This window comes from Candidatus Nitrosacidococcus tergens (assembly GCF_902810445.1).
In the GTDB taxonomy this organism is placed as follows: domain Bacteria; phylum Pseudomonadota; class Gammaproteobacteria; order Nitrosococcales; family Nitrosococcaceae; genus Nitrosacidococcus; species Nitrosacidococcus tergens.
On the sequence record NZ_LR778175.1, the window covers coordinates 378,694 to 391,830 of the forward strand.

Genomic DNA, 13,137 nt, shown 5'->3' on the forward strand with positions numbered 1-13,137 from the left:
TTGTATATACATTATTAATTTGGCTATTGGTAATTTTTGCTTTATATGGGTAATTATTTTTACACTAGCTATTGAATCTTGTAGCTTTATTAAGCCGCCTGCTTATTACACTGTAAAACGTGGAGATACACTCTCTTCAATTGGTAGGAAGTATAATATAGATTACGAGAGTTTATCCCAATGGAACAGTATTAATGCATCTAATACTATTTATACGGGTCAAAAATTACGCCTTGTACCTACTGCAAAAGAGCTAGCAACCCATACTGGTACTTCAAAAAAAATAAAAATAGCCTCTTCTAAAAAGAAAAATATTTCAAACCAATCTCCTCAACCTCTTCAACAATCTTTAACGAGTATTTATTGGCAATGGCCTACGCAAGGTAAAATTATCAAACGCTTCTCTTCTACTATTCCTATTCATAAAGGGATTGATATTCAAGGAAAGTTAGGGCAATCAGTGGTTGCTGCAGCTGATGGGGAAGTAGTATATAGTGGTGTAGGTCCACTTCAATACGGTAATTTAATTATTCTTAAACACAAGGATAATTTCTTGAGTGCTTATGCCCATAATCAAATTCTTACTGTTAAAGAGGGAAGCTTTGTTAGAAAAGGGCAAGAAATTGCTAAACTAGGATCTAGTGGTACAACTAGAGTTAAGCTTCATTTTGAAATCCGCTATAATGATAAAGCAGTAGATCCTTTAAAGTACCTTACTACTCGTTAAATTAACCATTAATTTAAGCCTATCACAGGAGATTTTATGATAGAAAAAGGAATAGTCGTTCAAAGGATTTATGATTATACGGAACGATTAGCATCCTTAAGGGGGTATCTTTAACTTTGAAGAAAAACAAGAACAATTGATAGAGTTGGATAGGGAATTGGCACTTCCAACGATTTGGAATCAGCCTGAACAAGCTCAAAAACTTAATCAAGAGTACTCTAGAATCCAAAGTATTATAAAACCATTAATCAAGTTAGATGAAAAAACCCTTCAAGCTAAGGAGCTCTTTGAGCTCGCTTTAGAAGAAAATGATCAAGATACTGCTCAAGATGTAGTCCTAGAATTAGATGAGATAGAACAACAACTTGCAACATTAGAATTTCGCCGAATGTTTTCTAGAGAAATGGATTATAATTCCACTTTTTTAGATATACAAGCTGGATCTGGAGGTACTGAAGCCCAAGACTGGGCAAATATGCTCCTTAGAATGTATTTACGTTGGGGAGAAAATCATAATTTTGTAACTACAATTACTGAACTCTCTGATGGCGATATAGCAGGCATTAAAAGTGCTACCGTTCACTTTAAAGGGGAATATGCATTTGGTTGGCTTAGAACAGAGACTGGGGTACATCGGCTCGTTCGAAAGTCCCCTTTTGATTCAGGTAATCGTCGCCACACCTCTTTTGCAGCGGCCTTTGTTTATCCTGAGTTAGATGACAAAATAGATATTGAAATTAATCCAGCAGATTTACGCATTGATACCTATCGAGCGAGTGGGGCAGGTGGACAACATGTAAATCGTACTGATTCAGCGGTAAGAATTACCCATATTCCAACTAATATAGTGGCACAATGCCAAAGTGAACGATCTCAACATCAAAATAAAGCTCATGCTATGACTCAACTTAGGGCAAAACTCTATGAGCTAGAAATGCGTAAACGAGAAGCTCAAAAACAAGAAGCTGAGGATGCAAAATCAGATATTGGTTGGGGAAGTCAAATTCGTAGCTACGTATTAGATCAATCCCGTATTAAAGATTTACGTACTCAAATAGAAGTGGGCAATACGCAGGCAGTATTAGATGGGGATTTAGATATTTTTATTGAAGCTAGCCTTAAAAGCGGATTATAAAATTTTTAAAAATAAAAATATGGCAGAACAGGAAGAAAGTACGCTAATTGCTCAAAGAAAAGCAAAGTTAACTGAAATACGTAATCAAGGTAATCCTTTTCCTAATGATTTTAGAAAAAATGCTACCGCAAAAAAATTATATGAAAAATATGGTTCTAAAAATGCCGAAACCCTTGCTGTTGATTCTATTAAAGTAAAAATCGCTGGAAGAATGATGACTCGTAGGGTGATGGGTCAAGCAAGTTTTGCTCATATTCAGGATATGTCTGGAAAAATCCAGATTTATGTTCGAAAAGATAGTTTATCGGAGAATGCCTACCAAGAATTTAAGCAATGGGATCTTGGAGATATTATTGGTGCCGAAGGGATTCTCATGAAAACTAAGAGTGGAGAGCTCTCTATTCGAGTAGAATATCTACAGTTACTTACTAAATCTTTGCGTCCACTACCTGAAAAATTCCACGGATTAACTAATCAAGAAATTCGCTATCGTCAACGCTACTTAGATCTCATTATGAATGAGTCTACTCGGGAAGTATTTCAGCGGCGTAGCCATATTATTAGCTATATTCGTAATTATCTAGCCCATCAGGGATTTCTCGAAGTAGAAACCCCAATGATGCAAATGACTCCAGGGGGGGCACTTGCACGACCTTTTGTAACTTTTCATAATGCTTTAGACTTAGAATTATTTTTACGAATTGCACCAGAGCTTTACCTTAAGCGGCTTGTGGTGGGCGGTTTTGAAAAAGTATTTGAGCTTAATCGCAACTTTCGAAATGAAGGACTCTCTACTCGTCATAATCCAGAATTTACTATGGTGGAATTTTATCAAGCCTATGCCTCTTATGAAGATTTAATGGATTTTACAGAATCCATGCTAAGAGGACTTACCCAAACAGTACTAGGATCTTCTCAAGTGACTTATCAGGGGGAATCTTATGATTTTGGTAACCCCTTTAATCGAATGACTCTAAAAGAATCTATTCTTCATTTTAATTCTCAAATTAACGCAAAAGATTTAGAATCTTTGGAGAGTGCTCAAAAGGTGGCTCGCTCTTTAGATATTCCTATACAAAAAAGCTGTGGACTCGGTAAGGTTCAACTAGAAATATTTGAAAAGACAGTGGAATCTAAACTTAAAGAACCTACTTTTATTACAGCATATCCCACAGAAGTTTCTCCCCTAGCACGGCGAAATAGTACGGATTCTTTTGTTACAGATCGGTTTGAATTTTTTGTGGGGGGTTGGGAAATTGCTAATGGGTTTTCAGAATTAAATGATGCAGAGGATCAAGCTAGTCGTTTTCAGGATCAGCTCAAAGATCGAGAGGCAGGAGATCAAGAAGCCATGCAATTTGATGAGGATTATATTCAAGCATTAGAGTATGGTATGCCCCCTACTGCGGGAGAGGGGATTGGGATTGATCGCTTGGTTATGCTTTTAACTGACTCACCCTCTATTCGAGATGTACTTTTATTCCCCCATATGCGGCGTTCCCAATAATAAGTTTATATAGAGATGAAAGTTACGCTACAGCCTGCTTATGTGCTTCATCAGCATCCTTATCGAGAAACAAGTGCCTTAATTGAAGTTTTTACTGAAGATTACGGGCGAGTAAGCCTTATTGCTAAGGGAATAAAGAGAAAAAGCTCTAAAGTAATAGGATTACTACAGCCTTTTCAACCATTATTAATATCTTGGGTAGGGCGAAGTAATTTAGTTACACTAACTGGAGTAGAAGCTAGTGGTAGCAGTATTCATTTAGTAGGAGAACCACTCATATGTGGTTTTTACCTTAATGAATTATTGCTTCGCTTGCTATCTCATCAAGATTCTTTTAAAACCTTATTTTCAATTTATGCACGCTCTTTACTACAACTTGCATGTTCTGAGCAATACCAGCCAATATTACGATTATTTGAACGAGATTTACTTATTCATTTAGGATATGCTCCCCCATTAGAATATGAAATAGGCACTCATCAACCTATTGAAGCAGATCAATGGTATAGTTATCAGATAGAAAAAGGGCCGAGTAAGTTTAAACCGAGCAGTAGTGGAAATGGAATGAAATTAAAAGGACAAACTTTGCTTTCTCTAGCTTATGGGAAGCTAACTGACTCACAAAGTTTATGGGAAACAAAGCATTTGTTACGATGGCTACTCTCTCCTTATTTGGGAGATAAACCTCTAAGAAGTCGAACCATGTTGATTGCGTTAAGACAATTAACCCATGAACAAACAATAGAACAGTAGTCTATGAGTACTCATTCTATTTTTTTAGGTGTTAATATTGATCATATTGCGACCCTACGCCAAGCAAGAGGAACAAAATACCCTGATCCAATACAAGGAGCAATTGAAGCAGAGCAGGCGGGTGCGGATAGTATTACGCTACATTTACGAGAGGATCGCCGTCATATCCAAGAGCGAGATGTAGCCTTACTGAAAAATATCCTACTTACCAAAATGAATTTAGAGATGGCAATCACAGATGAGATGTTAACGATTGCCGAACAATATCGCCCTGAGGATTGTTGTCTCGTTCCTGAAAGGAGAGAAGAACTTACCACTGAAGGTGGATTAGATGTGATAAGTCAATTATCTCGAGTCACTGAAGCCTGTGCTCGTTTGAAAGAGTCTGGAATTAAAGTCTCTTTATTTATTGATCCTGATTTTAGGCAAATTGAAGCAGCAGCTCAAGCTAAAGCGCCTGTCATTGAAATTCATACTGGGCATTTTGCAGATGCCAAAGGAGAGGAAAACCGTCAACAGGAATTTTTAAAAATTACTCGAGCGATCACTAGAGGATTAGAACTAGGTCTACAGGTGAATGCAGGTCATGGGTTAAATTATCATAATGTTACATCCATTGCAGCAATTCCTAGTGTCATGGAACTGAATATTGGTCATGCCATCATTAGTAAAGCACTGTTTGTCGGAATGAAAAATGCTGTTAGTGAAATGAAAATGCTAATGAGAGCAGCACGCTTATGATTATTGGTATTGGCACTGATATTATACAAATCTCTCGCATTCAATCTCTTCTAGAATGCTATGGGAATCGTTTTGCACAACGAATTTTAACCGAAAGTGAATATAAAGAGTTTTTATTAAAAAAAAAGAGTATGCTCGTTTTCTTGCTAAACGGTTTGCAGCTAAAGAAGCGGCAGTAAAAGCACTAGGTACTGGTTTTAGAAATAATCTATATTTATCCCATATCGAGATAAATCATACAGAGCTAGGTCAACCTCTATTGGCATGGAAAAAAAAAGCAGCAGAGCTAGCCTATGCCCTAAGGATTACAGAATCATTTCTTACCCTTTCGGATGAAAAGGACTATGCAGTTGCATTCGTTATTTTATGTGCTAACAATAAGTAAATCGTTTTTAGGATTACTAGCTTAATAAGCTAAAATCCCTCCTATAAATCCAAAGGAAATAGTTTTATGCACTACCCTTCTATAGATCACTTTATTGGTCATACCCCTTTAGTAAAATTACAAAGGCTATTTGAGGGCACTAATAACAACACTATTTTGCTAAAACTAGAGGGTAATAATCCTGCTGGATCAGTTAAAGATCGCCCAGCAATGAATATGATCCAGCAAGCAAAAAAAAGAGGGGAAATTAAGGGTGGGGATACTTTAATTGAAGCTACTAGCGGGAATACTGGAATAGCTCTTGCAATGGCTGCAGCGATAAAGGGTTATAAGATGATTCTCATCATGCCAGAAAATATGAGTATGGAGCGTCGATCAATCATGAAAGCTTTTGGGGCTGAAATTATTCTAGTATCTCAACAAGAAGGTATGGAAGGAGCTAGGGATCTTGCATTAAAAATGCAAGCAGAAGGAAAAGGAAAATTATTAGATCAGTTTTCTAATGAAGATAACCCGAATGCACATTATTATAGCACAGGTCCTGAAATTTGGGATGCTACGAGAGGGAAAATTACTCATTTTGTAAGTGCTATGGGCACTACAGGAACGATTATGGGTGTTTCTCGCTTTTTAAAGGAAAAAAATTCAGCAATTAGAATTATTGGAGTTCAGCCAATAGAAGGAGCGAGTATTCCTGGGATTCGCCGCTGGCCAGAAGCTTATTTGCCTAGAATTTACAACCCCACCGCAGTTAACGAAATTATTGATATATCTCAACAAGAAGCAGAAGAAACTACTCGACACCTTGCTAACCAAGAAGGAATATTTGCTGGAATCTCTTCAGGAGGTGCTGTTGCAGCGGCACTACGTTTAGCTAAAACGATACACAATGGTACTATTGTGACTGTAGTTTGCGATCGAGGGGATCGCTATCTTTCCACGCCTATTTTTTCCTAGAAAACTCTTCGGTAAATTATATATCTATGAAAGACGCTATAAAAACGATTGTGGGTAGTTACTCAGCAGAAGGGCTAAGGGTAGGTATTGTTGCAGCACAGTTTAATGAATTTATTGTGTCAAGTTTGCTTGACAGTGCTATTGACACCTTACTTCGCCATGGAGGCAATCCTCAGAATATTACGATAGTTAGAGTTCCTGGAGCATTTGAACTTCCATTAGGAGTACAAGCATTGGCTAAACAAGGAGTATTTGATGCAATCGTTGCTTTAGGGGTAGTTATTAGAGGCTCTACTCCCCACTTTGATTACGTAGCAGGGGAATGTAGCAAAGGAATAAGCAAATTATCATTGCAGTATAGCTTACCAATAGGGTTTGGTGTATTGACAGTGGATACTATTGAACAAGCCATTGAGAGGGCAGGGACTAAAGTTGGGAATAAAGGTGCAGATGCAACGATTTCTACTATTGAAATGGTAAGGGTATTACGGCAACTAAACAATGCTTAAAAGAACAAATGCTCGAATTTCTGCAGTACAAAGTCTCTATCAATGGCATCTTACTGAGCAAGACATTAATTTGAGTGAAATTGAATTGTCGGATTTTATTCTTGATCAGAATAAACCTCAAGGCGGCATTGACAAAAATTATGGAGAAAAAATTCTTAAAGGAGTACTCCAAAATAAAAATCGATTAGATGAGCAAATGAAGCCTTTTTTAGATCGATCTATTAATGATCTTGATCCTATTGAATATGCTATTTTAAGGGTAGGAATTTTTGAATTACTTTTTTGTACTGATACTCCTTATCGAGTAGTGCTAAATGAAGCTACTGAATTAGCAAAAATATTGGGTGCAGAAAAAAGCCACCGTTATATTAATGCGGTCTTAGACAAAGTAGCTCACCAACAAAATTTAGCTGAAAAGCAAAAAAATCAACAAAGCAAAAATGAAATATTATTAGTAAATCAGAATAATTCTGATATTACTCCATATACACAAGAGAGTACAGAAAAGTTAGCTCCTAATACTTCCCCCCTACCAACTCCACCAAAGTTTCAAAGAATGCCTCACAATAAGGAAAAAGATTCTTACATTACACCTAATCAAGATTCCTTAGATGAATTTTCTATAATAAAACAATTTTTTACTCGTAATATCTATTTTCGCAGAGATGTAACACTTGGTATCGGAGATGATTGTGCTTTAGTTACTGTACCAGAAAATTATGAGCTAGCATTAACGATAGATACCTTAATAGAAGGTGTACACTTTACTAAGAATACTCACCCTGAAGCATTAGGCCATAAAGCACTCGCTGTAGGATTAAGTGATTTAGCAGCAATGGGGGCAACGCCTGCTTGGGCTACTTTAGCACTAACGATACCTACCCTTAATACTAAATGGCTTACTCAATTTTCTCAGGGAATAAATAATCTTTTGGAAAAATATAAAGTGCAGCTTATTGGGGGAGATACTACTCGAGGAGAAATTTTAACAATTACCTTACAGCTCCACGGGTTTGTTCCTAAAGGAAAAGCATTAAGACGAGATAAAGCTCAAGTAGGAGATAAAGTTTATATAACTGGTACTTTAGGCAATGCAGGGCTTGCACTACAGGCTAGGTTAGGTAAGGTAGTACCTACCCAAGAAGTACTATCTTACATTAATCGCTCTTTAGATTGGCCACAACCTAGAGTTTTAGAGGCGCTTACTTTACGGTCGCTAGCTCATGCTGCGATAGATATTTCAGATGGTCTTATCGCAGATTTGGAACATATTTTAATTGCAAGTAAAGTTGGAGCAACGATCAATGTGGATTCTATTCCTATTTCTGATTTTATCAAAACCACCGTAGGGAATGATGAAGCACTTACGATAGCACTTACTGCTGGCGATGATTATGAGCTTTGTATTATTGCCCCTGATCATGCACCTATAGAGTCTGTGTTATCAGAATTTGATTGCCCATGTACTTTCATTGGTGTTATTGAGGAGAATCAAGGGTTGCATTGCTGTAGAAGTGACGGCACTCTTTTCTCCCCTAAATCTAAGGGTTATCAACATTTTTAATAAAAAGAGCATTTATTATATTTCAATAATTATCTCCAGGCCTTATTGTAAGCACTTCAAATCCATCTCTAGTTACTAAAACAGTATGCTCCCATTGGGCAGAAAGGCTGTGATCTTTTGTCACTACTGTCCAATTATCTGATAGTATTTTTACATGACGTTTACCTACATTTACCATAGGTTCTATGGTAAATATCATTCCTTCTTCTAATCTAAGTTGAGTACCAGGGGTGCCATAATGAAGTACTTGAGGATCCTCATGAAAAAATCGACCAATTCCATGCCCGCAAAACTCTCTTACGATAGAGTAGTTATTATTTTCCGCATGGGTTTGAATTGCATATCCAATATCTCCTAAATAAACACCCGGCTTTATCATTTCTATACCAATGCACATACATTCATAGCTTATTTGTGTAATCCGCTTAGCAATGGTGCTAGGTTCACCTACAAAAAACATTTTACTTGTATCACCGTGGTAACCATCTTTAATAACGGTGACATCAACATTAATAATATCCCCTTTTTTTAGTTGCTTTTTATTGGGAATACCGTGGCACACAACATAATTTACTGAAGTACAAATTGACCTTGGAAATCCATGATAGTTTAGAGGAGCTGGAATCGCTTGTTGCGTATTAGTTATATACTCATGGCAGATGTTATTTAATTCTTCAGTAGTAATTCCTGGTACGATATAAGGGCGAATCATGTATAATACATCGGCAGCGAGGTGACCGGCAATTCGCATTTTTTCAATCTCCTCTGGAGTTTTAATAGTGACTGGCATAGGCATAGAATATGCTGATTTTCCTTGTATTGATTATTCCTTGCAAAGGAAATAATTTTGATAGCTAATAAAAGCTGCATAATATTTTTTTATAGTATAAAATGCAGGCTTTTATCACAAACTAAAATTACACGTATATCGGCACATATCACTAGGGTGCTTCTTAGAAGTCAGTGTATGGGATATACGGAAGAATAACCCAATTTTATAGAGGAATAAAACTATGTCAAATGTAACAATGCGACAAATGCTAGAGGCTGGTGTACATTTTGGGCACCAATCTCGCTATTGGAACCCAAAAATGGCCCCCTACATTTTTGGAAAACGCAATAATATTTATATTATTAACTTAGAGGTAACATTACCTCTTTATATTGAAGCTACGAATTTTCTAGGGCAGCTTGCCTCAAATAGAGGTACTATTCTTTTTGTAGGTACTAAACGTGCAGCTCAAGAGGTTATACAAGAAGAAGCTCAGCGGTGCCGTATGCCTTATATAAATCGTCGATGGCTTGGCGGTATGCTTACTAATTTTCGTACAGTTCGACAATCAATAAAGCGTCTTAATGACTTAGAAGCTATGATTAATGATGGCAGTTTAGATCGCCTTAAGAAAAAAGAAGTGTTAATGAGACATAGAAATAGGGATAAGCTAGAGCGCAGTTTGGGCGGAATTAAAAATATGAATCGTCTTCCTGATGCTTTATTTGTGATAGATGTGGGTCATGAACGTATTGCAGTGAATGAAGCTACTAAGCTAGGGATTCCTGTTATTGCAGTAGTAGATACTAACAATGATCCTAAAAATATAGACTACATTATTCCGGGTAATGATGATGCAATCAGGGCAATTCGTCTTTATGCCCAAGGCGTTGCTGATGCTATTATAGATGGACGTACTGCATCGCTGACTCATAGTGTAAATGAGAGTAAGGATGAATTTGTAGAGTTGAATGACTTCAATGAGGAAGAATCATTTATAGAAGATAAAGATAATGGTACGGCATTATAGATAATATCTATTTTAGATATTTTACCTAAAGTTACTGATTGTAAGTGTTTTAAGAGAGAGTAGAACTATATGGCGGTTACAGCAACACAAGTTAAAGAACTACGTGAACGAACTGGGGCTGGTATGATGGAATGTAAAAAAGCCTTAATAGAAGCCCACGGTGATATTGACGCTGCCATTGAGTGGATGCGAAAACAAGGACTAGCTAAGGCAGATAAAAAGTCAGGCAGAATAGCTGCTGAGGGTATTATCACAATAGAGGTCAGTAGTGATAATCATAAAGCGGTAATCATAGAAGTAAATTCTGAGACTGATTTCGTCGCTAAAAATGATGATTTCTGTCAGTTTGCAGCGAAAACAGCACGGAGAGTTTTAGCTTCTAATCCTAAGACCTTAGATGAATTACTTTCAATGCCCTTAGAAGAAAACAACCAAAGCATTGATGAAGTACGTCAAAATTTAATTGCAAAGATTGGTGAAAATATTAATATACGCCGTTTTTCAGCTGTTGAATCAAAAAATGGATCAGTGGGATACTATGCCCATGGTAATCGAATAGGTGTAATTGTTGCAATGGAAGGAGGCAATAGTAATCTTGCAAAAGATATAGCAATGCATATTGCTGCAAGTAAACCTCAAGCAATCAGTAAAGAGGATATTTCTACGGAAATATTAGATAAAGAGCGGGAAATTATCCTTGCTCAATCAGAAGGGAGTAATAAATCTCCTGAAATTATTGAGAAAATGGTTGAAGGACGGTTACAGAAATTTTTAAATGAAGTAACTTTATTAGGCCAATCCTTTATCAAGGATCCTGATATCAAAGTTGGAAAGCTGCTTAAAAACGCTCAAGCAAATGTTCTACAATTTATACGTCTTGAGGTAGGTGAAGGAGTTGAAAAGAAAGTATGTGATTTTGCCGAAGAAGTGAGGGCGCAAGCTCAGGGGGGGTAAATTACTATGACTCTAGATAAAAGACCAAAATATCGACGTATTTTACTTAAGCTCAGCGGTGAGGCTCTGGTAGGAAAGGGAGAACATGGTATTGATTCTAGAGTTATTCAAGAAATTGCTCAAGAACTATCTACACTAAATAAGGCAAATATTGAAATTGGGCTGGTCATTGGTGGAGGTAATATCTTTCGTGGCGTAGGTTTGGCTACAGCAGGCATTGATCGAGTCACTGCTGATCATATGGGGATGTTAGCTACCGTCATGAATGCGCTTGCTCTGCAAAATTCTCTCGATCAGCTAAATATAGCCTCTCGAGTAATGTCTGCAATCCGTATTAATCAAGTATGTGAAGATTATATTCGTCGTCGGGCAGTACGGCATTTAGAAAAAGGGCGAATTGTGATTTTTGCAGCAGGTACAGGTAACCCTTTTTTTACGACGGATACCGCTGCTAGTCTTAGAGCTATTGAGATTGAAGCAGAACTGTTAGTTAAAGCAACAAAGGTAAATGGTATTTATTCCTCAGATCCATTTACAAATCCTACTGCAAGGTTTTTTCCTCAACTAACTTATGATCAAGTTATTGAGCATAAACTAGGTGTAATGGATGCTACTGCTATTATTATGTGTCGTGATCATACCTTACCAATACGAGTCTTTGATTTTCATAAGACAGGTGATTTACTTCGCATCACCCAAGGAGAAAATATAGGAACCCTAGTTACTAGTGAGTAAGTAATTATGATTAATGAAGTTTGTAAAGATACCACTGATCGAATGGTTAAAAGTATCGACACACTAAAGCTTACTTTTTCTAAACTACGTGCTAATCGAGCACATGCAGGTCTACTAGATCATATTATGGTTTCATACTATGGAGCAGATACACCACTTAATCAAGTAGCTAATATTTCTGTTCAGGATTCAAGGACTCTTTCCGTATCTCCATGGGAAAAACAAATGGTTCCTGCAATTGAAAAAGCAATTATGATCTCTGATCTTGGGCTTAATCCAGTAACTTCTGGTGCAGTGATTAGAATACCTTTACCTCCCCTAACTGAAGAGAGAAGAAGAGATATGGTGCGTATTGTAAAGCAAGAGGCAGAAGCAGCTCGAGTTGCAATACGTAACATTAGGCGTGATAGTAATCATACAATTAAAGAATTAGTTAAAGAGAAAGAAATCAGCGAAGATGATCAGCGACACGCTGAAGAAATCATTCAAAAAATTACTGATAAGTATATTAATGAAGTAGAGCAACTTCTGGTTATAAAAGAGCGAGATCTTATGGAAGTCTAGCCCATTATTTTTTGTGGGATGGAGAATCAAAAAGAACTCGCTAAAGTGCCTCACCATATTGCCATCATTATGGATGGTAATGGGCGTTGGGCAGAGAGCCGAAAACAACCTAGGTTTTATGGTCATAAAGTAGGTGTTGACGCTGCTGAGAAAGTTATTCGTGCTTGTACTAGAATAGGTGTAAAAACACTCACTCTTTTTGCATTTAGTAGCGAAAACTGGCGCCGCCCTTCACAAGAGGTTGATGTGCTGATGGGGTTATTCAAAACGGTACTTGCAAGTAAAATAAATCAGTTTCAGAAACAAGGTATTTGCTTTCGAGCTATTGGGGATCGCAGTAAATTTTCTAAACCCCTACAAGAAGAAATTAATCGTGCAGAAATACTTACCGCAAATAATCAAAAAATCAATTTAATAATAGCTGCAAATTACGGAGGTCGCTGGGATATTACTCAAGCGGCAAAAAAAATCGCAATAAGCGTGAAAACTAATCTAATTTCACCTGATATAATCACTCCTGAATTTTTTTCTAAATATTTGACTACGGAGCAATTTCCAGAACCAGATTTATTTATCCGCACAGGAGGAGAAAAACGAATCAGCAATTTTTTACTCTGGCAGCTAGCTTATACTGAGTTTTATTTTACTGATACCCTATGGCCAGATTTTAATGAATCTGATTTGGTATTAGCAATTGATAATTTTTCTAAGCGAGAGCGCCGATTTGGTCAAACATCAAAACAAATGGAATCTGAACCAACGTGCTTAAGCAAAGAGTAATAACCGCTGTCTTATTAATACCCT

The 13,137-nt window shown here is 37.0% G+C and carries 15 protein-coding genes; 14 read left to right on the forward strand and 1 reads right to left on the reverse strand.

The features are described 5' to 3' along the window. The first annotated feature begins 19 nt into the window (after positions 1 to 19). The 9 genes from NSCAC_RS01930 (at position 20) to thiL (ending at position 8,278) form a co-directional block, all read left to right on the forward strand. On the forward strand, positions 20 to 727 hold the full coding sequence (locus NSCAC_RS01930; RefSeq protein ID WP_197744750.1) for a peptidoglycan DD-metalloendopeptidase family protein: 708 nt from the start codon (positions 20 to 22) through the stop codon (positions 725 to 727). Between the two features lie 36 nt (positions 728 to 763). After that, positions 764 to 1,862 (forward strand): peptide chain release factor 2 gene (gene prfB, locus NSCAC_RS01935; protein WP_197744751.1). Its coding sequence is split into 2 segments (ribosomal slippage): positions 764 to 838 and positions 840 to 1,862, totalling 1,098 coding nucleotides; the frame shifts between segments, so codons are not numbered across the junction. A 19-nt stretch (positions 1,863 to 1,881) separates the two neighbouring features. Beyond that, positions 1,882 to 3,369, forward strand: a complete 1,488-nt coding sequence (gene lysS, locus NSCAC_RS01940; RefSeq protein WP_197744752.1) for a lysine--tRNA ligase — start codon at positions 1,882 to 1,884, stop codon at positions 3,367 to 3,369. A 15-nt stretch (positions 3,370 to 3,384) separates the two neighbouring features. After that, positions 3,385 to 4,122 carry a DNA repair protein RecO gene (gene recO, locus NSCAC_RS01945; RefSeq protein ID WP_197744753.1) on the forward strand — a complete coding sequence of 246 codons (738 nt, stop codon included), beginning with the start codon at positions 3,385 to 3,387 and terminating at the stop codon, positions 4,120 to 4,122. Positions 4,123 to 4,125: 3 nt separating this feature from the next. Continuing rightward, the gene (gene pdxJ, locus NSCAC_RS01950) at positions 4,126 to 4,863 is read left to right on the forward strand and encodes a pyridoxine 5'-phosphate synthase (protein WP_197744754.1); all 738 of its coding nucleotides are present in this window, start codon (positions 4,126 to 4,128) and stop codon (positions 4,861 to 4,863) included. Between the two features lie 115 nt (positions 4,864 to 4,978). Continuing rightward, entirely contained in the window at positions 4,979 to 5,248 is a 270-nt protein-coding gene (acpS, locus tag NSCAC_RS01955; RefSeq protein ID WP_269474129.1) for a holo-ACP synthase, read from the forward strand. A 66-nt stretch (positions 5,249 to 5,314) separates the two neighbouring features. Continuing rightward, a complete protein-coding gene (gene cysM / locus NSCAC_RS01960) occupies positions 5,315 to 6,205 on the forward strand; it encodes a cysteine synthase CysM (protein WP_197744755.1) in 891 nt (296 codons plus the stop codon). Between the two features lie 26 nt (positions 6,206 to 6,231). Further along, positions 6,232 to 6,714: a 6,7-dimethyl-8-ribityllumazine synthase gene (gene ribH, locus NSCAC_RS01965; protein ID WP_197744756.1), complete on the forward strand. Its 483-nt coding sequence runs from the start codon at positions 6,232 to 6,234 to the stop codon at positions 6,712 to 6,714. Further along, positions 6,707 to 8,278, forward strand: a complete 1,572-nt coding sequence (gene thiL, locus NSCAC_RS08790) for a thiamine-phosphate kinase (protein ID WP_232085959.1) — start codon at positions 6,707 to 6,709, stop codon at positions 8,276 to 8,278. Before ribH ends, thiL begins: the two co-directional genes overlap by 8 nt. A gap of 22 nt (positions 8,279 to 8,300) precedes the next feature. Here the strand turns inward: thiL and map are convergent, their stop codons facing one another. Continuing rightward, positions 8,301 to 9,098 carry a type I methionyl aminopeptidase gene (map, locus tag NSCAC_RS01980; RefSeq protein ID WP_456298410.1) on the reverse strand — a complete coding sequence of 266 codons (798 nt, stop codon included), beginning with the start codon at positions 9,096 to 9,098 and terminating at the stop codon, positions 8,301 to 8,303. A gap of 193 nt (positions 9,099 to 9,291) precedes the next feature. On the opposite strand from map, the gene rpsB reads away from it, so the two are divergent. The 5 genes from rpsB (at position 9,292) to NSCAC_RS02005 (ending at position 13,113) form a co-directional block, all read left to right on the forward strand. Then, the gene (gene rpsB / locus NSCAC_RS01985) at positions 9,292 to 10,080 is read left to right on the forward strand and encodes a 30S ribosomal protein S2 (RefSeq protein ID WP_197744758.1); all 789 of its coding nucleotides are present in this window, start codon (positions 9,292 to 9,294) and stop codon (positions 10,078 to 10,080) included. Positions 10,081 to 10,149: 69 nt separating this feature from the next. Next, complete coding sequence (gene tsf, locus NSCAC_RS01990) at positions 10,150 to 11,034, forward strand: translation elongation factor Ts (RefSeq protein WP_197744759.1); 885 nt, start codon at positions 10,150 to 10,152, stop codon at positions 11,032 to 11,034. A 6-nt stretch (positions 11,035 to 11,040) separates the two neighbouring features. Continuing rightward, positions 11,041 to 11,769 (forward strand): UMP kinase, encoded by a 729-nt coding sequence (gene pyrH, locus NSCAC_RS01995; RefSeq protein WP_197744760.1) that lies wholly within the window; start codon positions 11,041 to 11,043, stop codon positions 11,767 to 11,769. A 6-nt stretch (positions 11,770 to 11,775) separates the two neighbouring features. Further along, complete coding sequence (frr, locus tag NSCAC_RS02000; RefSeq protein WP_197744761.1) at positions 11,776 to 12,333, forward strand: ribosome recycling factor; 558 nt, start codon at positions 11,776 to 11,778, stop codon at positions 12,331 to 12,333. A gap of 18 nt (positions 12,334 to 12,351) precedes the next feature. Continuing rightward, complete coding sequence (locus tag NSCAC_RS02005; RefSeq protein ID WP_197744762.1) at positions 12,352 to 13,113, forward strand: undecaprenyl pyrophosphate synthase; 762 nt, start codon at positions 12,352 to 12,354, stop codon at positions 13,111 to 13,113. The last annotated feature ends 24 nt before the right edge of the window (positions 13,114 to 13,137 follow it).

Coding starts and splice junctions, on each gene's coding strand:
- lysS (WP_197744752.1), top strand. CDS start 1,882: ATGGCAGAACAGGAAGAAAGTACGCTAATTGCTCAAAGAAAAGCAAAG.
- recO (WP_197744753.1), top strand. CDS start 3,385: ATGAAAGTTACGCTACAGCCTGCTTATGTGCTTCATCAGCATCCTTAT.
- pdxJ (WP_197744754.1), top strand. CDS start 4,126: ATGAGTACTCATTCTATTTTTTTAGGTGTTAATATTGATCATATTGCG.
- cysM (WP_197744755.1), top strand. CDS start 5,315: ATGCACTACCCTTCTATAGATCACTTTATTGGTCATACCCCTTTAGTA.
- ribH (WP_197744756.1), top strand. CDS start 6,232: ATGAAAGACGCTATAAAAACGATTGTGGGTAGTTACTCAGCAGAAGGG.
- thiL (WP_232085959.1), top strand. CDS start 6,707: ATGCTTAAAAGAACAAATGCTCGAATTTCTGCAGTACAAAGTCTCTAT.
- rpsB (WP_197744758.1), top strand. CDS start 9,292: ATGTCAAATGTAACAATGCGACAAATGCTAGAGGCTGGTGTACATTTT.
- tsf (WP_197744759.1), top strand. CDS start 10,150: ATGGCGGTTACAGCAACACAAGTTAAAGAACTACGTGAACGAACTGGG.
- pyrH (WP_197744760.1), top strand. CDS start 11,041: ATGACTCTAGATAAAAGACCAAAATATCGACGTATTTTACTTAAGCTC.
- frr (WP_197744761.1), top strand. CDS start 11,776: ATGATTAATGAAGTTTGTAAAGATACCACTGATCGAATGGTTAAAAGT.
- NSCAC_RS02005 (WP_197744762.1), top strand. CDS start 12,352: ATGGAGAATCAAAAAGAACTCGCTAAAGTGCCTCACCATATTGCCATC.